Raw genomic sequence first — 22,921 nt, forward strand, 5'->3', positions numbered from 1 at the left:
CCATGCCCGGCGGCCCGCAGCGACCCGGCGGCCCCGCCGACCCGATATCCCGGCGGCGGTTCGGGACGCTCGCCCTAGGCGCGCTGGGCGCGGCGGCAACTCCCTGGCGCGTCCGCGGCGCCCCGCACCAGCCTTCGCTCGTGGACGGCGACCGGCTCAACCGCCGCATGAACGAACTCGTCGGCTTCAGCGCCGCCGCGGAAGGCACGACGCGGCTCGCGTACAGCGACGAGGACCGGGCGGCCCGCGACTGGCTCTCGGACATCATGTCCGGCCTCGGCCTCGACGTGCACGTGGACCGGGCCGCCAACCTCATCGGGCGGCGCCCCGGGACCGACCCGTCGCTCTCACCGATCCTCGTCGGGTCCCACATCGATTCCGTCCCGGCGGGTGGGAGCTACGACGGCCAGGTCGGCTCGATGGGCGCCCTCGAGGCGCTGGCGACGCTGGCCGACGCCGGCCGCGCGACCCTACACCCGCTGGAACTCGTCATCTGGGCCAACGAGGAGGGCGGCAAGACCGGCAGCCGGGCCATCGCCGGCGAGGTCCGTCCCGAGGAACTGGACATCGTCACCGCGAGCGGGTTCATGATCGGCGAGGGCACACGGCGTCTCGGGGGCGACCTTACCGACCCGGGCGCGGCCCTGCGCGAGCCGGAGAGCCTGACGGCCTACCTCGAGTTGCACATCGAGCAGGGGTTCGTGCTCGACCGGGGCGGACTGGACATCGGCGTCGTCGAGGGCATCGTCGGGATCCGCCGCTGGACGGCGACCGTCGACGGGTTCGCGAACCACGCCGGCACCACGCCGATGGATCTACGCCAGGACGCCATGGTGACCGCCGCCCGGATCATCGACGCCGTGCACATGATCGCGCTCGAGTTGCCCGGGCGGCACGTGGCCACCGTCGGCCGGCTGACCGCCGAACCGGGCGCGCCGAACGTCATCCCGGGGCGTGTCACCTTCAGCCTCGAGATCCGCGACCTGTCGATGGACGGGATCGACGCCGTGTTTCGGACGATACGCGGGCGGGCGGAGGAGATCGCGGCGGCGGACGGCACGACGGTGTCCCTCGAGCAGTTCTACGAGAGCCGCGCCGCGCCCACCGATCCGCGACTCAGGGACCGGATCGAAGCGGAGGCGCGGGACCTCGGGCTCACGACCCTCCGAATGCCGAGCGGCGCGGGACACGACGCGCAGAGCGTTGCGCTGCTGGGGCCGGTGGGGATGATCTTCGTGCCGAGCCACGATGGCATCAGCCACTCGCCGCTCGAATTCACGGCGCCCGATCAGATCACGGCGGGTGCCAACGTCCTCCTGCGCACCCTGCTCGCGATCGACGAACAGGGGCTCTAGCCAGATCTGGAGCGATCATGGGAGGAGCCAGCGCCCCTGCATCGGATTAAGCCAATTGAAAGTTTGATTTTGAATTGGCATAAGGCTTCACAGGGACGTCCAACAACAACCATCGGGCTGGAACCTCGGGTCGCGCACCCTCGGGTGGCCCCTCGCACAGCTGGCGGCTCCGGCACTACCCGGCGCTACCCGGCCCTAGTTGCCGATCACATCCTTCGAGATGCGCATGGCGACGAGCATGTTCGGCACGTCGACCACCTCGGAGATCTTCAGGTCCCCCGCCATCGAGGCCAGCGCGTAGGCGTCCGCGCGCGACAGGTCCCGTGAGTTCACGAGATAGTCGATCATCGCCTCCACGGCGTTCCGCGCCGCCTCGTCGATCGTGGGCGCGAACCCGGTCACGGCGTAGAACTCATCCGTCTCGTAGTGGGGCGACGGGATGGGCCCGGCGCCCTTGATGACCTCGAGTTCGTAGACGACGCGGAGCGGCCCCTCGATCGCGGTCCCGCCCACCTCGCCGTCTCCCTGCGCGATGTGCGGGTCGCCGAGCGAGAAGAGGGCGCCCTCGACCAGCACCGGGAAGTACACCGTCGTCCCCTCGACCAGGTCCCGATCGTCCATGTTGCCGCCGTTCTGGCGGGGCGGGATCGTCACCAGCATCGAGTCGGTGTCCGGCGCGACGCCCATGACGCCGGGGAACGGGCGGAGCGGGATGCGGATGCCCGGCGCGAAGCCCACGCTCGTATCCCCCGGTTCGAACTCGAAGATCCGGAGGTAGGGATCGGGGAAGCGGTCGGCGAGGAACCCGAACCCGGGGACGTTCGCCACCCAGCCCCAGTCGCCCAGTTCGATCTCGTGCAACGTGACCGCCAGGAGGTCGCCCGGCTCGGCGCCCTCGACGTACACCGGTCCGGTCAGGGGATGGATCGGGTCGAAGCTCAGCGTGGCGAGGTCCTCGACCGTGGATTCGCGGGTCAGCTGCTGGTCCGACGCTTCCTCGAGCCAGGCCTCGATCACGGCGCCGGACTGCACCGTGAGGATCGGCGGGATCGCGCGGCTCCAGCGGTTGTGCGTCTGGTCGGCGGTCAGCGTGTGCTGCGGCGCCGGGGTCTCCGAACCGCCCTCGCCCGCGGCGTCCGCCGTCGCGGAGTCACCCCCGCCGCCCGGTGCGTCGCCGGGGGTGCAGCCTGTCGTGAAGGCGAGCGTCGTGAAGGCGAGCGCGAGGACGGGGATCCCGCAGACCGCCCCGGCCGCCACCCTCATTGCTGGTTCGCGACGGTGAAGTGGAGCGTGTCGACGAGCGGCGGGTCGATCGGGATGTGCGCCGGGTTGGCCACGACCGCGATGACTCGGTGCTCTCCGGGCGCGAGTCCCTCGAGCATGATCTCGGTGCTCCCGTCCCCCTTGTGGATGATCTGGGGGTCGTTCTGCGGAATCATCTCGTTGAGCGGCGTGAGATCCACATCCACATACAGGTGATGGTGGCCGGTGCCGACGACCGGCGGCGTGATCGAGACGATCGCGATCCCCTCGGTTTCGAGCACGACCTGCACGTCCGGGCCCACCGTCGCGCCCTCCTCCGGCTGCGTGATCCGTACCGTGGGCATCGACTCCGGGGCGATCTCGGGCGCGGCGTCCGCCTCGGCTTCGGCCTGTTCTCCACCCCCACACGCGATGGCGAGCGCGACCGGGACGACCAGGGCGATGGGGATACGACTCGAGAGCGGGAAACGCATGGTGCCTCCATGTGCGAGCGATCCATCGATGCTACGCGGCATCCGGATCTGCAGATTAGGCAGACCCATTCGCCGGCGCGAGATGTGCGGTACCACGGGCTGCTAGTGCCGGCCTCCAGTCAACACACCGCGCAACGCCCCGTACTCGGCCGGAATGCCGATGATTCGCTCGGGGAGGTCGGCACACCGGCGGAGCGCCGCCGGAGCCGGCGGATCAATTCCGGCCGCACTCCGCATGACCTCCGCGAACTTCGCGGGGTGGGCGGTCGCCAGGACGATGCCCGTACCGCCGTGTGCCTTCAATTCCGCCTTCAGACCCAGATACCCGACCGCTGTATGGGGATCAAGCAGAACCCCGCGCTGTTCATACATGTCCCACATCGCGGCGCGCGTCGCCCGATCATCGAAGGCGTGGCCGGCAAGGTCACGGCGAAGGGCAGTCAATGTGTCGCCGCAGTCAGAGTAGAGGTGGAGGATGCGGGCGAAGTTGCCGGGATGGCCGACATCCATTGCGTTCGAGATCGTTGCCGCCGACTCACGCGGAAGAAATCTGCCACTCTCGAGGTAGGCCGGCACCACGTCGTTGATGTTGGTCGCCGCCACGAAGCGGTCGATCGGCAGGCCTATCTTCCTGGCGATGAGCCCGGCGGTCAGGTTCCCGAAGTTTCCGCTCGGCGTCGACACGACAAGGGCCGGGTCTCCCTGATGCCTGCCGGCACGAGCGAGCTGGGCCCAGGCATGGAAGTAGTAGAAGACCTGGGGTAGCAATCGACCAATGTTGATCGAGTTCGCAGAGACGAGCGGCCGTGCTCGGCGTAGATCCTCATCGGCAAAAGCGCGCCGCACCAGCCGCTGGCAGTCGTCGAATACGCCCTCCACGGCGACTGCGGTCACGTTGCCGGCGAGGGTGGTGAACAGCCGCCGCTGCGCCTCGGTGACCAGCCCTTGCGGATAGAGCACGCACACCCGAAAGCCGCGGAGGCCGGAGAACGCGTGCGCAACCGCGCTGCCGGTGTCGCCGCTGGTTGCAACGAGCACGGTCGTGTCCTGCCCGCGTGCGGTGATCCGGGACATCAGCCGCGACATCACCCGTGCCGCGATGTCCTTGAACGCCAGCGTAGGCCCATGAAAAAGTTCGAGGCAGTGCACACCGGGCTCGATCTCGACCAGGGGAACCGGGAAGTTCAGGGCCTCGTCGAGCAGCGCGGCGAGGTCGTCCTCCGGGAGTCCCGAGCCGAACAGGCGGCGGGCGAGGAACCGGGCGATGTCGGTCAGAGACCCTGCGCTCAAGGCGTCCAGATCGGCCTGCGTCAGCGGCTCGAGGCGCTCGGGAACGTACAGGCCGCCATCGGGCGCCGGACCTTCGAGCACCGCCTCGCCGAAGGTCACAGGCGGAGCCCTGCCCTCGGTGCTGATGAAGCGCAACGTCAGGGGCCGGGCGCCGGGACCGGGTCATCTTCGATCACCCGCGCCCCGGGTGCCGGCAACGACGACACCAGCCGATCGCATTCCGTATCCTCGGCGTTCTCGAGTGCTGCCGCCATCGCATCCGCGACTTCACGACCGCATTCAGTGCCCTCGCAGAGGGCGAACAACGCAGGGCCGCTGCCCGAGAGGCTGCAGCCCAGGGCACCCGCTGCGAGCGCCGCCGCCTTGGCGGCGAAGAAGCCCGGTACGGCGGCCGCGCGCGCCGGTTCGGCTACGACATCGACCAGTGAGCGGGAGAGCAGTTCCAAGTCACCACGGTAAAGCGCGGCGATCAGCGCGGCGCAGTTTCCCCACTGCGCGACCGCGCGCGGCAGCGGCAGATGGGGTGCCAGAATCGAGCGGGCCTCACGCGTGTTCACGTTGATATGCGGACGCACTACCGCGCAGGTGAGACCCTGCGGCACAGGGAGTTCGACGATGTCCGGGATCGGTTCCAGCGAGCGGACGAGGACCAGCCCGCCGAGCAGGGACGGCGCCAGATTGTCGGCGTGGGCGCTGCCGTCGACCAGGATCTCGCCGGCCAGGGAGTAGCGAAGCAGCGCGGCCGGCGACAGGTCCAACCCAAGCAGGGCATCGACCGCGACCACCGCGGCGACCGCGCTCGCGGCGCTTGAGCCGAGACCGCTCTCGAGCGGCATCCGCTTCTCGATCTCCAGTGTCACGGCGATGTCCGGAGCTTCGCTCTGTAACAGCGCGTTCGCCGCCACGGCCGCCGTATTGCGCTCTGACTCGAGGGGTAACCGGCCATCGTCACCGGTTATCGCCGCAATCGTCACCGGATCTCTGCTCCGGGGACCCTTCGTTCGATCGGTCCGGGTGGCGGTGACGACATCGCCCAAGGTGGCACGCCCGTCCTCGCTCGTCTGCAGGGCCAGACCCAGGATGTCGAAACCGCAGGCGATGTTCGCCACCGAGGCGGGAGCGAAGGCCCGGACGGCGCGTGTCACTGGCGGCACCTCATCGGCAGGTGCGGGCGACGGCCAGTTCGGCCCCGAGCAGCGCGCCTGCGGAGACGCAGGGCGTGTGGCCATCAACCACCGGCACGCGATTGCACTGCGCCGACACGGTCAACCGGGCCGGCTCGATCGCTCCACCGGCGAGCCGGCCCAGGATCTTCGTGGTCTCGATTTCCAGCTTTTCCTCTTCGTTGGGGATCCGCGGGATCACGTTGTCCAGGATCTGGTAGCCGGAGATACCGGGCAGTCCGGCGCCCGACACCGCCTGCAGGGTGATGACCGACACGCGATCGACTCCGAAAGCGTCGGCCAGCGGTTTGAGGGCCAGTGCGAGACCGATCGTCGAACAGTTCGGGTTGGCGATCATCCCCGTTGGTAGCAGGGCATCGGCGGCGGGGGCGGGCAGCAGGCGCAGATGATCGGGGTTCACTTCCGGCACCAGCAGAGGCACCTCTGCATCCATGCGGTAGGAACTGGCGTTCGTGACCAGGAGGCAGTCTCGGGCGAACTCGGGCTCGACCGCTGTCGCCACCCTGGTGCCGAGGGCCGAGAAGACGAGTTCGTAACCACCGCCGAGGAGCTGCTCGCACGTCTGGACCGGCATTCCGGCAACAGCCGGGGGGAGGGGCTGCGTCTGCACCCAGGTCACCGTGTCGCGGTAGGGCTTGCCGGCCGAGCGTTCGGACGCGGCGAGTGCCTCCAGTTCAAACCAGGGATGCCCGGTCAGAAGGCTGACGAACCGCTGGCCTACGGTGCCCGTAGCGCCCAGCACCGCAGTTCGGATACGCCTGCCCGGATGCCGGTTCGGCGTCCTCACCCGGCCGATCCCCGCTCGGCATAGGCACGCAAGATGTCGGCGAACACCCCTGCGGCTGTCAGATCGGTGCCGGCGCCGGGTCCCCGAATGATCAGAGGGTGGGCCTGATATCGCCGACTGCGGAAGATGAAGATGTTCTCGGAGGCGGGCATGCCGGCCACGGGATGATCAAGCGGCACGGTCCACAGCCCAACCCGGGCGACGCCTGAAGCGCCGGTCATGTCCAGTTCCGCAAGATAGGCGAGCTCGAGCCCCTCCTCCGCTGCCTGACCAAAACGCGCGGCCATCTCCCCATCGGCTTCGGGGAGCCGCCGCCAGTACTCCCGGAGTGGCAGGTCGGCCAGATCGGGCCGGTTCAGCATCGGTTCCACATCGACATCCTGGATCTTCAGATCAAGACCGCAGATTCGGGCCAGAATGAGCAGTTTGCGTGCGACGTCCAGACCTCCGAGGTCGTCCCGGGGATCCGGCTCCGTATACCCCAGGCGGTGGGCCCGTCGCACCGCCTCGCTCCACACCTTCCCGGCGGTCAACTCTGCGGTGAGATACGCGAGTGTGCCGGAGAACACGCCGGATATCAAGTCGATCCGATCTCCGGTTCCAAGCAGGAGATCCGCAGTGTGCAGCACTGGAAGGCCGGCGCCGACCGTCGCCTCGTGAAACACGGCCCGGTCTCCGGCCCTGCGGAACTCGCGAAAGTCCTCGATGCGGCCGGCGAAGGGGAGCTTGTTCGCGCTCACGACCGCGGCACCTGCCGCCAGAGCGCGGCGGTAGACATCGCGCATCGAGTCGCTCGCGGTGACGTCGACGAGCACGGCGCGACCGCCACTTGGGGCCACCTCTTCCAGGTCGTCCAGAAGCCGGTCCAGGTCGACGGCTTCCCCCTTCTGCCTCAGAGTCGTACGCCATGCCTCGGAGTTCTCGGCGCAAGCGGGATCGAGGCCCCCGCCCACCCTTCCGCAGAGTTGCATGTATTGAGAGCTGGCAACACCTCGCAGCTGCAGTTCAATACCCCGGTCCCCAAGGGCATCGCGTACCGCACGAAGTTGACGCAGGAGCGCGCTGCCCACACCGCCCACGCCGAGGATGTAGACAGCGATCCGGCCGGAAGCGGCGCGATGAAAGAACTCGCGGTGAATCCAGCGAACGGCACGGCCCAGGTCCGCCCGCGCGACGACCGCCGAAATGTTGCGCTCCGATGATCCCTGTGCCACCGCCCGAACGTTCACCGCCCGTCGCCCGAGGACGCCGAATACGCGGCCGGCGATACCGGGCCGGTGCTTCATGCCTTCGCCGGATCCCGCCTCGATGTCGGTCTGGAACTCGGCCTTGACCGCGCGCCGGGCCGCTTCCGACACGTCCGGCTCGACGGCGCAACAGATCGAATGTTCGCTCGATGCCTGGGAAATCAGGATCGCGCTCGCGCCAGAGGAGGCCAGGGCCCGGAACAATCGTCCGGCGACGCCGGGCGTACCGACCAGGTTATCCCCCACCAGGAGCATCAGGTGCACATCCGTGATCGATGTGATCCCGGCCACTACCGTGCCCTGGGCGCTTACCTGGTGACGGCCGTCTTCGATGAGCGTTCCAGGGTGATCCGGATCGAGGGTGCTGCGAACCACCAGCGGAATCCCGCCCCGCCGGGCGGGCGTGACGGTCGGTGGATAGACCACCTTCGCGGCGGGCATATGCGCCGCTCGAAGTGCCGCCGCCAGAAGCTCTGTGGATAGCAGTTCGCCATGGGAAACGACGCGATCCATCGCTGCCGACGGCCTGCCACGGCCAACGTCGGATTCGGATTCGCATTGCTCCACCTCGGCTGCGAGACCGTCGCACAGCACTCCGACCCTGGCAATCAGGGGCAAGTTCGTCGTCGGCGCTTGCGACCTCGGCGGCCGTTTCCGCGTCGCGGCGTCGGAGTCAGAAGGGGTGCAAGGGGGAGGCAGACTACACGGGGCCGCGTTCCTGCGCCATGCGTTACGGGCCGCCCGATACAACGTTTCGTCCCGACGGATGTTCTCAACAGGAGGCAAGGGACTTCGGCCGCGCATCTCGGGGGGGTGAAGGCGCGCAAGCATGTCCGGGATTCATGACTAGCAGACCGGTCGGCGGCTTCCGGCGACGAGTCCGGGTTCCCGCGCGGATACTCGTCCTCGGTGCCTTCCCGCTTCTCTCTTCGGGCAACGTCGTCGCCCAGGATCCGCTTAACCCGTCGTTTCCGGAGATGCCGTCCCCCGGTGCGGCGTGCGTGGTGCCCGACTCGATCGGTGAAGGGCTCCGACGCATCGCTCGACGGGTCGGTGACGAAGCGGGCATCTCGGCGCTTCACGTGGAATCGGGGGCGCGCATCGCGTTCAACGGAGACAGTCGCTTCCCGATGGCCAGCGTCTCGAAGGTCCCGATGGCGCTCGAGTTCCTGCGCCGGGTCGACCTCGGGGAAATCGACCCCGCCGACACGATCGTGGTCACGACGCAAGAGTTTCGGGCAGGGCACAGTCCGCTCGCCGAATGGTCGGGCGCGCGTTCGGTGCGCCGTACGGTGGACAGCCTCTTCGTACTCATGCTCTCGGCGTCCGACAACACCGCCACCGATGTGATTCTCAATATGTCCGGCGGACCCGGGGCGGCCACGCGGTGGGTCCGCGAACTGGGCGTGACGGGGGTCGAGGTCGACCGCTCGGAGGCCCGCACGTTCGCGGATCTGGTGGGCCTGCCCGACACCATTCCCGAGAGCGAGCTGTATCGATACCAGTATTTCCGCATGCGGGACGCCCTGCCCGAAACGCACCGGCAGGCCGCGCGGGAACGCTACGGGACGGATCCCCGCGACACGGCGACGCCCGACGGGATGACGGACCTCCTGCTCGCAATTCACGAAGGGAGAGGGCTGAGCCTCGAGTCCCGGGCCTGGATTCTGGATGTGCTGAGCCGGACCGGAGCGGGGCGAAGCAGAATGCGGGGACGACTGCCGCGCTCGACCTTCGTCGCGCACAAGACCGGCACGATGGCCGGGGCCATCAACGATGTGGGGATCGTCGCGCTACCTGAGGGAGCGGGGCATTTGATCGTCTCGGTGTTCGTCAATACGCTGCGACGCACGACATCGCGCCGGGAGCGTACGATCTCCGAGATGACCCGCCTGCTGTACGACTACTTCCTGGAGGAATTCCGGGGCCGAGGCGCCGCGATCGCCGTCGCGAGACGGTTCGGCGCCCCCTGCATCACCTGACGGCCTCGAACTCCTGCTGCCCGGCTCAGGCGTCGGTCCGCTTGCCGTTCCCGCAGATCTTCCACTTCTTGCCGTTCACACCTCTCTCCCGACAGTGTTGAGCCGCTACGGAACCTTCTTTACGAACGGGACATAGTACGCACGGCGGGCGTCGAGGTTTCGAACCCGCTTCGGCGCTGCCGATCACATACGACGATCACACAGGGGAGGAGAACAATCCATGCGACGACGTGAGTTCCTGACCGCCGTCCCGGCCATGCTGGCCCTGGCATCCTGCGGAGACAGCGAGGCGCCGACCGCGGCTCCGCCACCTCCGCCTCCGCCCCCGCCCCCGCCGCCGGGCGCCGTGCCGGGCGCCAACGTGACCGTCATGATCGAGGACAACGCCTTCGTCGACCCCGACGGCCGCCGCAACACGGAGGCGGAGGTCGCGATTCGCAGCGGTGAGACCGTTGGCTGGCGGCATGTCGGCGCGAATCCCCATACGGTGACATCGACCGACGTGCCCTCCGGCGCGCGAGCCTTCGACAGCGGCACGATCAGCAACGACGACACGTTCACGGTGACGCCGACCGTCCAGGGCACGTACACGTACCACTGCGCCACGCACCCGAGCATCATGCTGGACGCGCGGATCATCGTGACCTGACCGCGCATTCAACCTTCATGGAGCGCCGGTTGTCCTCTTTCTGGCCTCGCCCTATCGGACGTCTGGCCACCGACCAGCCCCGGAGAGAGGACTCGGCCATCATCTCGGCGTCGACGGGACCGTTGCGTCCCCCCCGGCTTCTTCTCGTGTCCGGCCTGCTCGCCCTCATGCCGCTGGCCGCCGCGCCGGCAGTCGCCTCCGCCCAGGGCGGGAACGGTCCGCCCCTTCAGGCTACGCGGCTGACCGAAGACGAGCGCATCGACCTCGACGGCCGCGTGGAGGAGTCCGCCTGGGAGCGGGCCACGGCGATCCGCGACTTCACCCAGCAGGAACCCGTCGAGGGCGGTCCGCCGTCGCAGGACACCGAGGTCCGGATCGCGTACGACCGGAACAACCTCTACATCGCGGCGATCCTGTTCGATGATCCCGACCGGATTCTCGCGCGGCAGCGGGCGCGCGACGCCTTCCTGTTCACCGACGATCGTTTCGCCTGGGTGCTCGACACGTTCCGCGACGGCCGTACCGGCTACTACTTCGAGACGAACGCGGCGGGCGTACTCAGCGACGGCCTGGTCTCGGGTGCGGGCAGGGGTGGCGGAGGCGGGGGCGGAGGCGGCGGTTTCGGCGGGTTCAACCGCTCCTGGGACGGGATCTGGGACGTCAGGACCGCCCGCCGGGACGACGGCTGGTCGGCGGAGATCCGGATCCCCTTCCGGACGCTCAACTTCAACGCGGAAGACAGCAGCTGGGGCATCAACTTCCAGCGCTCCATCCGGCGCAACAACGAGGAGGTCCTGTGGCGCGGCTACCGCCGGAACGAAGGCCTGAACCGTCTCGTGTTCGCCGGAGAGCTGGCGGGACTCGAGGGCCTCTCCCAGGGGATCGGCCTCGAAGCGGTCGCCTCCGGGATCGGGAGCTGGCGCCATACGCCCGGCGACGCCGACCCCACCACCTTCCCGCGCGACCTCAGCCTGGACCTCAACTACAGCGTGACGCCCAGCCTGCGCGCTTCCTTCAGCCTGAACACGGACTTCGCCGAGGTGGAGAGCGACCAGCGGCGGGTCAACCTGACCCGGTTCCCGCTCCGTTTCCCCGAGCGCCGGGACTTCTTCCTGGAAGGGTCCAGCGTGTTCACGTTCGCGTCGCGGAGCGGTCCGCAGCCCTTCTTCTCGCGACGCATCGGAATCGAGGGCGGCCAGCAGGTTCCCATCGACTACGGACTGCGCCTCACGGGACAGTTCGCCGGCGTCGACCTCGGCTTCTACCAGATGGGTACGGGCACTCACTCCTACCTCGCCGAGACTGAACTCGAGGATCCGGGCGCGCCGCGGCCGGAGGACTTCCTTCGGTTCGAGCGCGAGTCCTTCACGGTGGCCCGGGCCCGGGTCCCGCTCCTCGAACAGTCCTCGATCGGAGCGATCTACACCCAGCGCACGACCGCCGCCGATTCGCTGGGCTTCGCGCCCGTGGACCGGCACACGCTCGGCGCGGACATGGACTACCGGACCCGGAGCTTTCTCGGCCGGAACAACTTCGAGGTCGAGGCCTTCGTCGTCTGGAACTCCAACCCCGACCCGACGGCGACCCGGTCGTTTCAGGATCTCTCCGCCTGGGGCGGCCGGATCAATTTCCCGAACGACATCTGGTCGGGACATGTCTCCTACCGCGAATTCGGCGACGACTACAGCCCCGCCGTGGGGTTCGTGCAGCGAAACGACTTCCGGCGCCTGGAGCCCCGGATCGGCTGGTCTCCGCGGCCCGCCATCGACTGGATCCGGCAACTGCAGTTCTCCGTCCAGCTGCGGAACCTGTGGGAACTGGAGACCGGGATTCTCGAAGAGCAGGAAATCCAGCTCAACGCGCTGGAAATCGACTTCGAGAGCGGAGACAACCTCAGCCTCGAGGCGGTGCGGACGTACGAGTTTCTCGACAGGAGCTTCGAGGTCAGCGACGGCATCGACATCGCCCCCGGTGACTACACGAACTGGGAGTACCGTCTCCGCGGGCGCACCACGAGCCGCCGCGCGGTATCGGTCCGTGGCGGCGTGAACTACGGGGGGTTCTGGAGCGGGGAGCGGGCGCGGGTCGACGTGAACGCCAACTTCCGGCCCAACCCCGGGATCAACTTCGAGACCGGCTTCGAGCGCAACGCCGTCGCCCTCCCGGAGGGGACCTTCGTCACCAACCTCTACCGCCTCGAGGGAAGCTGGGACCCGACCCCGTGGATCGGCCTCACGAACCAGTTCCAGTACGACGATGTGAGCCGCGTGCTGGGCCTCTTCATGCGGTTTCGCTGGATCCTCAAGCCCGGCAACGACCTCTTCCTCGTCTATACGCACAACTGGCGGAATCTCGAGTCTGGACTGCTCGATCAGCCGACCGACCCGGAGTGGCTGCAGCTGCAGACGTTTTCGCGCGGGGCCGCGGTGAAGCTGAACTACACCTACCGCTTCTGACGGCGGTGCTCGCGGCGGAGGCCCCTTCCGGCATCTCGGTACGCCGGTTTGGTCGGGGCGCTCAAGTCGCTGCCCAAGGATCCACGATTTCGATACCCATGCCCTCGAAATCACGAACGTTGCGCGTCGCCACCGTCATGCGGCGAGATGCCGCGATCGCCGCGATCTGGCAGTCCGCCGGCGAAACAGGACGCCCGGAGGAGCGGCGCTTGGCCGCAATGTGGCCGTACGCGCGAGCGGCATCGCTGTCGAAGGGGAGCACCCGGTCCTCGAAGGCGTCCCGAAGCATGGCCTCGATCTCGAACAACAGCGTGTCGCGGCGGCGGCCCACCGGGAGGATCGCCACGCCGTAGCGCAACTCCGCCTCGCTCACCGCCGAAAAGAACAAGTCCTCTACGAGATGGCCCGAGGCCCAAGCCGCGACGGCGGGCTCGGGCGACGTGCGGATCAGTTCGGAGACGACGTTCGTGTCGAGCAGCGTGCCCATGGCCCGCGAACTCACTCGAAGGAAGGCGGCTCGCGCCCCGACTCCCGCGGCGGCAACTCCAGGTCCACTCCGTTCGTCGGCCCGAAGTGGGAGCGGATGATGCTCGTGAGATCTCGGGATCTCCCCGCGCGTCCCACGGCCTTGCGAAGGATCTGCCTCACTTCCTCCTCCATCGAATGGCCGTTGCCCGCCGCCCGCACTCGCAGGCGGGTTCGAATGTCGTCGTCCAGGTTGCGGATCGTGATGTTCGCCATGCGTCATGCCTCTTGGTTGCGACAAGAGTAATGACTTGCTAGCGTTGATAGCAAGCCGAGGAATGAGCGGCGAGAACCTTCGGGCCTCTAACCGTCGGCGAAGGCCTCGAAGAAGGCGAGTTCGTGGCGCATCGCCTCGGCGTAGGCGGCCTCGGCCGGCGCGGGGATGTCGGCGGCCAGTTCGTCCAGCAGTCCCTCGAGTTCCGCGGCGAGGGCCTCGAACTCGTCGGAGGCGTAGGTGTCGATCCACTCCCGGTAGGGGTTCCCCTCGTGATCGCCCGCGGACAGCCGCTGCCCCAGCCAGGCGTACAGCCGCATGCACGGCGTCATCGCGGCGAGGATCTCGCCCACCCCCGCATGCCAGGCCGTCCTCGCGAGGAAGTCCGTGTAGCCCTGCGCGGCGGCGTTCGGCGTCACGTCCTCGAGGTCGATCTCCAGACGTTCGGCGTACGCGCGGTGAAGCTCGAGTTCATCGAGCACACCCTGCATGAGGGCGTGCAGGCGGCGGGCGACCTCGATGCGGGCGGCGGCGCGGGCGGCGGCCAGCGCATACGCGCTGAAGAAGGCGCGCAGGAAGAAGGCGTCCTGGGCCACGTAGCGCCGGAACGCCTCGGGGTCGAGCGTTCCATCGGCGAGGCCGCGCACGAATCGGGAGCGGAGGCAGGCCTCGGCGAGGCCGGCGTTCCGGGCCCACAGCGCCCGGTGCAGCGGTTCTGCCATGCGCCTCGGAGCCCTGCTAGCTGAACAGGGTGCCCACGGCCTCCGGGGGCGCGTGGAAGTGAAAGCGCGGGATCGGGGCGCGAAACTCGGACCCGTCGCGCCGCCGGAAGTGGTAGAACCCCTCCATGTGACCCGTCGGACCCCGGAGCACGCAGAAGCTGTGGTACCGGTGCGAGTCGCCCGGCCCGAGCACCGGAGACTCGCCCACGACGCCTTCTCCCTCGACTTCGTGGTCGCCGGCGACGATGTCGTGGATCAGCCAGTGACGCCAGAAGAGTTGCGCCGCGTCGGCACCCACGTTCTCGATCGTGACGTGGTACACGAAGACGTACTGCCAGGCGCGGGGATCGGAGTGCTCGCTCGCGTATACCGGCTTCACCGTGATCGCCATCGCGTCCGGTTCGATCGGCGGACCGCCCGCGTCTGGCCTGGTGTGATTGGAGGACATGCCGTCTTTCCGGTGAAGTCGGGTACCCGCAATGGCGGAGGAACCGTAAACCTAGGAATTACAAGACGCTTCGGGCCAGTCCGCCCGCGCTCGGTCGACCCCTAGCGGGAGGCCGGGGCCAGTATCGGACGCGGGGCCGATCCGCGGCCGCCGTTGCGTCCACCCCGTCCCGTGTCGCACAGTATGCATGGCGCGGTTCGTCCGGGTCGCGCACGCACTAAGCGACAAGCAGGTGACAGGAAACGGAGGCAGCGATGAAACCGGAGTCTACCGTATCACGCCGACGATTCATGGGCGGCACCGCCGCGGCGCTGGGCGTCCTCGGCCTGAGCCCGCAAACGGCGCTCGGGAGCGGGCTGCGGCCTCCCCCGAAGGGTCTGGCCCCGCTCGATCCATATGACGACCTCGCCAAGCTCTCCTCCAACGAGAACCCGTATGGGCCGTCGGAGAAGATGATGGAGGCGATGCAGGGAGCCTGGAAGTACTCGAACCGGTACGGCTACCCCGACGGCGACATCCTCGAGAAGATCGCGGAGCAGCACGGCGTCGGGACGGACCATGTCATGATCAACGCGGGCTCCGGCGAGACCCTGCGCGCGGCGGGCCTCGCGTTCCTCCGTCACGAAGAGAAGGTCGTCGGCGTGTCGCCTACGTACCTGACCGTCTACCAGGTCGCATCCGGCATCGACGCCGATGTGATCGCGCGTCCGCTCCTGCCCGACCACACCCAGGACATCGACGACCTGATCGCGGTCACGAACCGCAACTATCGGGATGTCGGGATGGTCTACATCGTCAATCCCAACAATCCCACCGGCGTCGTCGTGCCCGATGACGACATCCGCCGCCTGCTCGACGGGATCCCCGAGGACATCCCCGTCCTCATCGACGAAGCCTACCACCACTTCGTCGAGGACCCGGGTTACGCTTCGGCCATCCCCTACATCAAGGAAGGCCGGAAGGTGCTGGTGACGCGAACCTTCTCGAAGATCTACGGGATGGCGGGCCTGCGTCTCGGCTACGGGATCGCGCCGCCGGACATGATCGACCAGATGCGGGGCTACGCCACCGGCAGCGTCAACGCGCTCGTCAAGTGGGGCGGGGTCGCGGCACTGCAGGACCACGAGTCCGAACGGTGGGTCAGGGAGACCACGATCGCCCTGCGCAACCAGACGGTATCGGAGCTGCAGGGACAGGGGTTCAAGGTGCTTCCGTCCGAGACCAACTTCTTCATGGTCCACACGGGACGTCCGGCTGCGGAGGTGAGGGCCGAGTTCCGCAAGTATGATGTGGCCGTGGGTCGAGATTTTCCGCCGATGCTCGACCATCTGCGGGTCTCGGTCGGGACGGAAGACGAGATGAAGCGCTTCATGACGGCATGGAACGAGATCTTCCCCGATGGCATGACCGCGGCGGACAGCAACAGCCGCTCGTAGCCGGCAGCGGTGGGAGCCGCCGGCTGGTGTCGAGCCAGCCGGAAGCCGTAGCGACAGGGGGGGCGCGACCGCACGGTCGGCCCCCCGTTGCTTTGTCGGTCCTTGGTTCCGTAGGGGCTTCCGTTACGGAACGAGGACGGACTCGCGCTTCCTGAGCAGGAACAGACCCTCGCCCCAACTCGACACCGCGATCACCCCGCTCTCGAAGAACGGGTAGTTGCTCCACGTGCCGCCGAACGCCGTCGCGTCGTCATCGTGCGGGACCGTGTCGAAGAACGCCACCTCGACCGGATTTTCCGGGTCCCGGATGTCGAGGATCCGGAGTCCGCTCAGCAGGTTGGACTGGTAGAGAAAATCGCCGCGCACGTACTGGTTGTGGTCGATCGAACGCGTTTCCGCGAAGTACTCCGACGCGAGCACGGGATCGTCAAGTTCCGCCACGTCCCATACGAGCGTCCGCGTGTTTGCCACGGTCCCCGACTCTTCGTCGAGTTCGTCGCCCATGAAGAAGTACCGGTGGTCGTCCGTCAGCCAGCCCTGGTGGGCCGCCACGTACCCGGGATAGTCCATCTTCGCCAGCGCGACCGGCTGGTCCTTGTCCGTGATGTCGGAGATCCCGAGCGCATTGACCGACGCGTGGAAGCAGATCTCGCGCCCGACGAAGTTCTCGTCGGGTCCATGATAGACCACGCACTGTGCGTCGTGGGTGTAGCCGCCCCCCAGGAAGCCGCCGGTGTTCGGGTCCGCGAAGCAGCCTGCGAAGCGGGGGTTCAGGGGATCGCGGATGTCGATCATGTGGAGGCCTCCGCCGCACGCTTCCCCGCCCCCGCTGCTGCCCACGGCGTGGGCGAACCCGGTCGCCTCGTTGATGACGATGTTGTGCGAGCTGAACACGCCGTCGTAGTGGGCGCTCTCCTCGAACAGAACGGGGGGATCGCGAACCTCCCGCAGCTGGGTGAGATCGAAGATCTGGACTCCGTGCGCGCCCGCCCCGTCCGCGACGATGTACGCGTGGTCGGCGTAGGTCTTGATGTCGCGCCACAGGTTCTCGACCGCCCCCTCGGTGAGAGGCAACTCCCCCACATACACCGGCGCGTTGGGGTTGGTGATGTCGACGAAGGAGGTGCCGTTGGACTTGCCGAGCAGCGCGTACTCACGTCCGGTCTGCGGGTCGGTCCAGCCCCAGATGTCGTTCGCGATCGACGCCGGTCCCGCGCCTAGTTGGTCGAGCGGAAGGAAGGCCACGAGATCCACTTCCGCGCACGCGTAGTCGAGCGCGGTCCCCTCCTCGCAACTCACGGTCTCGCCCGACACGGCGGTCATGCTCGGTCGCTCCGGATCGCGCAGCGTGGACGACATCTCCCAGTCGGCGGCCAGGGAGGAACGCTCGAACACCGCGGCCGCGCCGAGCCGGAGGTCCGCCTGTCCCGCCCCGATGACGGCGAGGTCGCCAGCCACGGCAAAGCTGGAGCCGAACGACGCGCCCGGACCGAAGGGCGGCTCGTCGAAGGTCTGGACGAGTTGAAACGACGCGGCATCGAAGGCGTAGGCGGCTCCGGCGGCCGAGGCCGTGCGAGGCGCACCGACCCACAGTGTCCCGTCGGCCACGGTTAGCGCGGCCCCGAAGCCCGCGGCCTCCGATCCCGCCGGGGGGGTCAGAACTCGGGCCGGGGACGACGTGCCATCAGGGTCGAACGCGGCCACCGTGCCACCGCCGGCGCGACCAGACGCGCCCACGAAGAGCGTCGTCCCGTCGAACGCGAGCGAGGCACCCAGCCGATCGCCCGGGAGGCCGTCGTCCAACGTGAAGGATCCGGTATGCCGCCAGTCGTCGCCCGACTCTTCGTAGAGATGGACGGCGCCCCGGTTTTCGTTCGTACCGGGGGCCCCCACGAACAGCCTGCCCTCGGCGGCGGCCAGAGCGGCACCGAATCTGTCGGAACCTTCCGCTTCAGGAGCTGTCGACACGCCCCGAAACAGCCGCGCTTCGTCCCGCACCGTCGAAGAGATATGGACGCCGCCGGGCTGCGGCGGCGCGGGCTGACCGAAGCGCGTCAGGTCGCCCAGTCCGCCGGGTGCGCCGATAAAGACGGTTTCGCCGGCGATCGCGATCGCGCTTCCAGCACCCGCACGTTGTCCCTCCGCGATGAAGAACCTGCTTCGCTCGACCCAGGAGTCGGAATAACGTTGGAAGAAGTGGGCTGCGCCCTGCATGCCGATCGCGCCAGGCGCCCCGATGACCAACCAGTCGCCGGACCAGGCGATGCTGGCCCCGAACTGGTCACCCACTTCGCTGACCATCGGCCTCAGGACGTTCGCGATGCTCCAGTCCCCCGCTTCGTCGCGGCGGTAAACGTACACACCGCCCGGCTCGGGGTAGGTGGCGAGCCGGAGTTCGGCGCCGGTGCGCGACACGAGAACGTCCTCGCCGACGAGGGCGATCGAAGCCGCGAAGCCCGAGGCCGGAAGTGCCGCCGCGCCCGCTGCCGGCGGCAACGTCTGCGCCGACGCGACCTGGGGTGCCGCAAACAAACCGCAGATCAGAAGCGGGAGCCTTCTCTTACGCATCGTTACCTCCAAGGAATGATCGGCGATCAACCGGCGCGGGCGCCCGCCAGCGGGTTCACGCCGGCCAGCGCGGCGCCGACGAAAGGCAGTGCCAGCACCCACAGCCTGAGACCGAGCGGGCCGGCACCGTCCGCCGCGACGCCCTCGAGGGCGAGCAGCGCCAGCCCGGCACAGGCCACGGCCGCGCCCCCTGCGAGCAGCCAGCCCGGACGAGTGCGCCCCCCGCCCCCGCTGCGCTCGAAGCGCCCGAAGGCGAGCACGCACGGGACCAGCGCCACCGCGTAAACCGCGAGCCACAGCGGCCGGACGGCCCACCATCCTCCGGTGCCGGGGTCGACGCCGAGGCCCACGTCCCCCAGCAGGAACGCCGCGCCGACGACCAGCGTGGCGGCCGTCAGGTGCCACAGGAAGACCGTCATGATCATCCCGTTCACGAGCACGGTAGCCGTCCACGGCACCGCGCGATCCAGCCAGCGCCGCATCGGGCCCTCGATCGAGAGGAGCAGCCCGGTGTGTACCAGCGCCAACGCCAGCATGGGCAACTTCGGCGGCAGAGAGTTGCTGATCTCATCGCCCGGTACGCTCACCATGCTGACCGGATACGGGCCGAGCGTCACCATCGCCACCAGCGCCGCGCCTCCGAGGGCGGCCCACGCCGCACCCCTGCGGAGTCCCGCTGTGTACCCGTCGCGCCACGCGTAACCCAACTGATGGACGGCGACCCAGATGAAGGCGTAGTTGGCCCAGCCCACAACGGTCAGGTCGGCGGCGAGGAAAAGCACGTCGTCGAGGATCGCAGCGGCGACGAGCACCCAGAAGGAGAGCAGCCCGTACCGACGCCAGGCCGCGTACGTCAGAGGCACGACGAGCACGACCAGGATGTAGACGGCGAGGAACCAGATCGGGATCAGCGCCATCTGCGACAGGCCGCCCACCAGCGTCGCCTCCGTGCCCCCGAATCCCATGCCGACGCCGAGCAGCACCCACACCGCGAGGAGCGCCAGGACCGGACCGAGCAGGCGCCGGAGCCGCGCCTCCAGCCACTCCGCGTAGCTCTTGCCTTTGTCGCTGGCCGACTGCCACGACACGCCGTTCGAGTAGCCGCCGACCAGGAAGAAGATCGGCATCACCTGAAAAACCCACGTGAGCCAGCGCGTCCACGGCTGGTACTCGAGCACGTTCGAGAGCGTGATCTCGCCCCCGCCCGTGTACGGTGCCGCCACGATCCAGTGTCCGATCACCACGGCGCCGATCGAGAGGGCGCGCAGGAAGTCCACGTAACGGTTGCGCGAGGCCGGCGTCTGCGCCGCCACCGCCGCCGCCCGCGACCAGAGGCCGGTCACGGCACACACACCCCGGCGCGGCCCACAACTCGGCTCACGGCAGACCCAGCGCGACGTACTCGGCCGGATGCTCGCTGCCCCCGACCGCGACCACGATGTACTGCTTCCCCTCGTGCAGGTACGTCATCGGCCCGCCCGTCGTCCCGGAGGGAAGTTCCGTCTCCCACACCACGTCTCCCGTCGCCTTGTCATAGGCGCGGAAGGTCGTCCCCCAGTGCGTGCCCGGCGTCCCGATGACCGCGTCGCTCCCCTCGCCGATGAAGAGCAGCGATCCCGTGACGAGCGGCGCCGGCCGGTTCGCGTTCCCGAGCGGGGGAAGATCCAGACCCTCCAGGAGCGGATGGTCGTTGGGACCGTCGCCGTTGGCGGCCATCCAGAGGTGCTCGCCGCGGTTCATGTCGATCGCCGTGATCCGTCCCCAGGGCGGCTTCACCAGCGGCAGCCCGTCGATCTCGGCGCGGGGCCATCCGCCCTGCGTCCCGTACTCCATCTCGTCCGGCTCGGAGATCTCGGACAAACTCCAGACGTTCGGCAACGTGTGCGACACCGCGTAGTAGACGCCCGTCTCGGGGTCGAAGGCGCCGGTGTTCCAGTTCCCCGCCCCCCATGCGCCGGGGATGACGTAGGTCCCGATCTTCCCTTCCACCGTGCCCTTCTGGATCGGCGGGGTGAAGAGCGGTCCCATGATGAGCGAGTCGGCCAGCGCGAGCGCCCGCTCGCGGATCTCGGGCGTGAAGTCGATCACGTCTTCCGGCGTGACCCCCTGGCGGTCGAACGCGGCCGGCCGGCTCGGGATCGGCTGCGTGGGAGAGGTGGCCTCGCCGGGCACCTCCGACTGCGGCACCTCGACCTCCTCGATCGGCCACACCGGCTCACCCGTCCGGCGGTCGAAGGTGTAGAGGAAGGCCGTCTTGCTCGCCTGCATCACCGCGTCGACCGCGCGCCCATCCACGTGGATCCGGCCCAGCACAGGCGGGCCCACCGTGTCGTACTCCCAGATGTCGTGGTGCACCATCTGGTAGTGCCACACCCGCTCACCCGTCGCCGCGTCGAGCGCCACCAGACTGTTCGAGAACAGGTTGTCGCCGGGCCGGTGCCCCCCGTAGTAGGCGGAAGTCGGCGCCGAGAGCGGCACGTAGACGTAGCCCAGTTCGTCGTCCGCGCTCAGGCAGCACCACGATCCCAGGTCTCCCGACTCCGCGAGCGACCCGTCGCCCCAGGTGTCCGCCCCGAACTCGTCCGCTTCCGGAATCACATGGAACGTCCACACGAGGCGGCCCGTGCGGGCGTCAAAGCCGCGCACGTCCTCCCGGACGCTTCCCCGCCACTCCGTGCCCCCATCCCCCGCCCCGTCCACGGTCCCCGCCACAACGATGACGTCGCCCACCACGATCGGCCCCGAACTCCAGCCGAACCGTCCCCCGGCCGGAAGTTCGAGGTCCACCCGCCCGCCGTCTCCGAACGACGCGATGGGTTCCCCAGTCCGCGCATCGAGCGCGTGCATCGAAGGGCCGCGCACCGAGATGATCCGGCCGGCGGATTCGCCGTCTCCGCCATCGCCACCGGCGCCATCGTCCCCATCGCTCAGGCTGGAGCCGCGCCAGTAGGCGACGCCGCGGAAGCTCCGCCCGCGCGCGTCCTCCTCGGACTCCGGTCGCTGGATCCAGCGCGTCTCGCCCGTCCCCGGATCGAAGGCCTCGACGAGCCCGACGCCATTGGGCGCATACAGCGTCCCGTCGACGAGGACGGGCGTCCCGCGCAGGTAGCTGTTGGCGTTCAGGTCCGGGAACTCGGCCGTCAGCGCCACGTCGACCGCGGGCCGTCGCCACAGGACCTGCACCGCCGCCACGCTCTGGCGGTCGATCTGCGTGAGAGGCGAATACCGGTTGAAAGAGTTCTGCCCTCCGTAGTACGTCCACTCATCGCTCGGCGGCGGCAGCCTGTCGGCTCCACCGTCCGCGCACGCCGAGAACACGAGCGCCGCGAACACGCCAAGTCTCCGCCGCCTGGTTCGCATGGATCCCTCCGTCCTTGCCGTGTTGATCCGGCGTTGTCGGCCAACCGGTATCTCTGTTCTACCAAGATCGTTCGAGAACTTGCTGCGCGGGAGGGGTAACTGGTTTGGTCCAGCTCAGGGAAATATGGTACAGGATATCTGTACCAGTGATACCGAACAGAATGAGGGAGTCGGAGATGATTCGGGAGACCACCTACACCGGGGCCCGCAAGAACCTCGCCACGCTCATGGATCAGGTCACCGACACGCACGAACCGATCCTGATTCGGCGTCGAGGCAAGGCGCCGGTCGCGCTGATCGCGGCGGAAGACCTCAGTTCGTGGATGGAGACGGCATACCTGCTCCGTTCGCCGAAGAACGCCCAGAGACTCAGGGAAGCCATCGCCCAGGACGAGAGCGGGCAGGTAGAAATGATTGACGTTGACGAACTGGCCAAGCGGCTGGGCCTTGAAGAGGGGTGAAGACTCGCGGCATCGGAACGCGGTCTTCACCCTGCGGTGTTTGAAAGACCTCGAGTATTGGACTCGCAAGAACCCCAGGCGGGCATCTCGGGTGTTCAAGCTGATTCGGGCCACCCTGAGGGATCCGTTCGGCGGCGTGGGTAAGCCCGAGCCTCTACGAGGCGAACTCAGCGGGCGATGGTCCCGCCGGATCGACAGCGAACACCGACTCATCTACCGAGTCACGGATAGCCAAGTCCGCTTCCTCACCGCGCGCAATCACTACTGACCCCCCGCCAAGGCGTTCTTGCGGGCAGGGACCACTTGGATCGCATCACGCTCGAGCGGGGCAAGAGAGGCGGGAAACCGTGCACACCACCCGCAGGATGCCGTCCATAGCGCCTCGGCGGCCGTGGTGGTGTGTGACCGTGGTCGACGGTAAGCCCGGTTCAGACGTCCGGGTGGTTGCCGGTCCCCGGCCCCGTTCGGCTTTCCCCGCACTGGTCCAGCAACTGCTCGGCT

20 protein-coding genes are annotated in these 22,921 nt (G+C 68.3%); 7 read left to right on the forward strand and 13 right to left on the reverse strand.

What is annotated here, in order from left to right; translation table 11 throughout:
* Positions 1–2 precede the first annotated feature (2 nt).
* Complete coding sequence (locus ACOOHF_RS02425) at positions 3–1,355, forward strand: Zn-dependent hydrolase (RefSeq protein WP_420463224.1); 1,353 nt, start codon at positions 3–5, stop codon at positions 1,353–1,355.
* Between the two features lie 195 nt (positions 1,356–1,550).
* Here the strand turns inward: ACOOHF_RS02425 and ACOOHF_RS02430 are convergent, their stop codons facing one another.
* From ACOOHF_RS02430 to ACOOHF_RS02455, 6 genes are all read right to left on the reverse strand, one after another.
* On the reverse strand, positions 1,551–2,618 hold the full coding sequence (locus ACOOHF_RS02430; RefSeq protein WP_419936318.1) for an acetamidase/formamidase family protein: 1,068 nt from the start codon (positions 2,616–2,618) through the stop codon (positions 1,551–1,553).
* On the reverse strand, positions 2,615–3,091 hold the full coding sequence (locus ACOOHF_RS02435; protein ID WP_420463225.1) for a DUF4399 domain-containing protein: 477 nt from the start codon (positions 3,089–3,091) through the stop codon (positions 2,615–2,617). The genes ACOOHF_RS02430 and ACOOHF_RS02435 overlap by 4 nt, the downstream gene beginning before the upstream one ends.
* Positions 3,092–3,193: 102 nt before the next feature.
* Positions 3,194–4,516, reverse strand: coding sequence for a threonine synthase (gene thrC / locus ACOOHF_RS02440; RefSeq protein ID WP_419936316.1), 1,323 nt, complete (start codon positions 4,514–4,516; stop codon positions 3,194–3,196).
* 2 nt (positions 4,517–4,518) lie between these two features.
* On the reverse strand, positions 4,519–5,526 hold the full coding sequence (locus ACOOHF_RS02445) for a homoserine kinase (RefSeq protein ID WP_419936315.1): 1,008 nt from the start codon (positions 5,524–5,526) through the stop codon (positions 4,519–4,521).
* Positions 5,527–5,536: 10 nt separating this feature from the next.
* Positions 5,537–6,352 (reverse strand): aspartate-semialdehyde dehydrogenase, encoded by an 816-nt coding sequence (locus tag ACOOHF_RS02450; RefSeq protein WP_420463226.1) that lies wholly within the window; start codon positions 6,350–6,352, stop codon positions 5,537–5,539.
* Positions 6,349–8,040 (reverse strand): ACT domain-containing protein, encoded by a 1,692-nt coding sequence (locus tag ACOOHF_RS02455; protein WP_420463227.1) that lies wholly within the window; start codon positions 8,038–8,040, stop codon positions 6,349–6,351. Before ACOOHF_RS02455 ends, ACOOHF_RS02450 begins: the two co-directional genes overlap by 4 nt.
* 401 nt (positions 8,041–8,441) lie before the next feature.
* Between ACOOHF_RS02455 and ACOOHF_RS02460 the strand changes: the two genes are divergently transcribed.
* From ACOOHF_RS02460 to ACOOHF_RS02470, 3 genes are all read left to right on the forward strand, one after another.
* A complete protein-coding gene (locus ACOOHF_RS02460) occupies positions 8,442–9,581 on the forward strand; it encodes a serine hydrolase (protein WP_420463228.1) in 1,140 nt (379 codons plus the stop codon).
* 220 nt (positions 9,582–9,801) lie between these two features.
* Complete coding sequence (locus ACOOHF_RS02465; RefSeq protein WP_420463229.1) at positions 9,802–10,230, forward strand: cupredoxin domain-containing protein; 429 nt, start codon at positions 9,802–9,804, stop codon at positions 10,228–10,230.
* Between the two features lie 122 nt (positions 10,231–10,352).
* Positions 10,353–12,686, forward strand: coding sequence for a DUF5916 domain-containing protein (locus tag ACOOHF_RS02470; protein ID WP_420463230.1), 2,334 nt, complete (start codon positions 10,353–10,355; stop codon positions 12,684–12,686).
* Between the two features lie 61 nt (positions 12,687–12,747).
* Here ACOOHF_RS02470 and ACOOHF_RS02475 read toward each other — a convergent pair whose 3' ends face one another.
* From ACOOHF_RS02475 to apaG, 4 genes are all read right to left on the reverse strand, one after another.
* A complete protein-coding gene (locus ACOOHF_RS02475) occupies positions 12,748–13,188 on the reverse strand; it encodes a type II toxin-antitoxin system VapC family toxin (protein ID WP_420463231.1) in 441 nt (146 codons plus the stop codon).
* Positions 13,185–13,427, reverse strand: a complete 243-nt coding sequence (locus tag ACOOHF_RS02480) for a FitA-like ribbon-helix-helix domain-containing protein (RefSeq protein WP_419934503.1) — start codon at positions 13,425–13,427, stop codon at positions 13,185–13,187. The genes ACOOHF_RS02475 and ACOOHF_RS02480 overlap by 4 nt, the downstream gene beginning before the upstream one ends.
* Positions 13,428–13,514: 87 nt before the next feature.
* Positions 13,515–14,147 (reverse strand): TenA family protein, encoded by a 633-nt coding sequence (locus ACOOHF_RS02485; protein ID WP_420463232.1) that lies wholly within the window; start codon positions 14,145–14,147, stop codon positions 13,515–13,517.
* A gap of 16 nt (positions 14,148–14,163) precedes the next feature.
* Positions 14,164–14,595, reverse strand: a complete 432-nt coding sequence (gene apaG, locus ACOOHF_RS02490) for a Co2+/Mg2+ efflux protein ApaG (RefSeq protein ID WP_420463233.1) — start codon at positions 14,593–14,595, stop codon at positions 14,164–14,166.
* 254 nt (positions 14,596–14,849) lie between these two features.
* Here apaG and ACOOHF_RS02495 point away from each other — a divergent pair, with 254 nt between their 5' ends.
* A complete protein-coding gene (locus tag ACOOHF_RS02495) occupies positions 14,850–16,031 on the forward strand; it encodes a pyridoxal phosphate-dependent aminotransferase (RefSeq protein WP_420463234.1) in 1,182 nt (393 codons plus the stop codon).
* A gap of 123 nt (positions 16,032–16,154) precedes the next feature.
* Here ACOOHF_RS02495 and ACOOHF_RS02500 read toward each other — a convergent pair whose 3' ends face one another.
* Genes ACOOHF_RS02500 through ACOOHF_RS02510 form a run of 3 tightly spaced genes read right to left on the reverse strand, consistent with a single transcriptional unit; the run spans position 16,155 to position 21,959 of the window.
* Positions 16,155–18,599, reverse strand: a complete 2,445-nt coding sequence (locus ACOOHF_RS02500) for a choice-of-anchor B family protein (RefSeq protein ID WP_420463235.1) — start codon at positions 18,597–18,599, stop codon at positions 16,155–16,157.
* A 26-nt stretch (positions 18,600–18,625) separates the two neighbouring features.
* Entirely contained in the window at positions 18,626–19,942 is a 1,317-nt protein-coding gene (locus tag ACOOHF_RS02505) for an acyltransferase family protein (protein WP_420463236.1), read from the reverse strand.
* Between the two features lie 34 nt (positions 19,943–19,976).
* Positions 19,977–21,959, reverse strand: a complete 1,983-nt coding sequence (locus tag ACOOHF_RS02510; RefSeq protein WP_420463237.1) for a PQQ-binding-like beta-propeller repeat protein — start codon at positions 21,957–21,959, stop codon at positions 19,977–19,979.
* Positions 21,960–22,135: 176 nt separating this feature from the next.
* Here ACOOHF_RS02510 and ACOOHF_RS02515 point away from each other — a divergent pair, with 176 nt between their 5' ends.
* Together ACOOHF_RS02515 and ACOOHF_RS02520 are read left to right on the forward strand one after the other, a co-directional pair.
* Positions 22,136–22,420: a type II toxin-antitoxin system Phd/YefM family antitoxin gene (locus ACOOHF_RS02515; protein ID WP_420463238.1), complete on the forward strand. Its 285-nt coding sequence runs from the start codon at positions 22,136–22,138 to the stop codon at positions 22,418–22,420.
* On the forward strand, positions 22,407–22,688 hold the full coding sequence (locus ACOOHF_RS02520; RefSeq protein WP_420463239.1) for a Txe/YoeB family addiction module toxin: 282 nt from the start codon (positions 22,407–22,409) through the stop codon (positions 22,686–22,688). The genes ACOOHF_RS02515 and ACOOHF_RS02520 overlap by 14 nt, the downstream gene beginning before the upstream one ends.
* The last annotated feature ends 233 nt before the right edge of the window (positions 22,689–22,921 follow it).

Source organism: Candidatus Palauibacter sp. (assembly GCF_965216145.1).
GTDB lineage: Bacteria > Gemmatimonadota > Gemmatimonadetes > Palauibacterales > Palauibacteraceae > Palauibacter.

Excerpts from the sequence above, each read along its gene's own strand:
- ACOOHF_RS02500 (WP_420463235.1), bottom strand. The coding sequence starts at position 18,599 with ATGCGTAAGAGAAGGCTCCCGCTTCTGATCTGCGGTTTGTTTGCGGCA.
- ACOOHF_RS02455 (WP_420463227.1), bottom strand. The coding sequence starts at position 8,040 with ATGCCCGCCGCGAAGGTGGTCTATCCACCGACCGTCACGCCCGCCCGG.
- ACOOHF_RS02515 (WP_420463238.1), top strand. The coding sequence starts at position 22,136 with ATGATTCGGGAGACCACCTACACCGGGGCCCGCAAGAACCTCGCCACG.
- ACOOHF_RS02435 (WP_420463225.1), bottom strand. The coding sequence starts at position 3,091 with ATGCGTTTCCCGCTCTCGAGTCGTATCCCCATCGCCCTGGTCGTCCCG.
- ACOOHF_RS02465 (WP_420463229.1), top strand. The coding sequence starts at position 9,802 with ATGCGACGACGTGAGTTCCTGACCGCCGTCCCGGCCATGCTGGCCCTG.
- ACOOHF_RS02480 (WP_419934503.1), bottom strand. The coding sequence starts at position 13,427 with ATGGCGAACATCACGATCCGCAACCTGGACGACGACATTCGAACCCGC.
- ACOOHF_RS02485 (WP_420463232.1), bottom strand. The coding sequence starts at position 14,147 with ATGGCAGAACCGCTGCACCGGGCGCTGTGGGCCCGGAACGCCGGCCTC.
- ACOOHF_RS02495 (WP_420463234.1), top strand. The coding sequence starts at position 14,850 with ATGAAACCGGAGTCTACCGTATCACGCCGACGATTCATGGGCGGCACC.
- ACOOHF_RS02460 (WP_420463228.1), top strand. The coding sequence starts at position 8,442 with ATGACTAGCAGACCGGTCGGCGGCTTCCGGCGACGAGTCCGGGTTCCC.
- ACOOHF_RS02510 (WP_420463237.1), bottom strand. The coding sequence starts at position 21,959 with ATGCGAACCAGGCGGCGGAGACTTGGCGTGTTCGCGGCGCTCGTGTTC.
- ACOOHF_RS02430 (WP_419936318.1), bottom strand. The coding sequence starts at position 2,618 with ATGAGGGTGGCGGCCGGGGCGGTCTGCGGGATCCCCGTCCTCGCGCTC.
- apaG (WP_420463233.1), bottom strand. The coding sequence starts at position 14,595 with ATGTCCTCCAATCACACCAGGCCAGACGCGGGCGGTCCGCCGATCGAA.
- ACOOHF_RS02425 (WP_420463224.1), top strand. The coding sequence starts at position 3 with ATGCCCGGCGGCCCGCAGCGACCCGGCGGCCCCGCCGACCCGATATCC.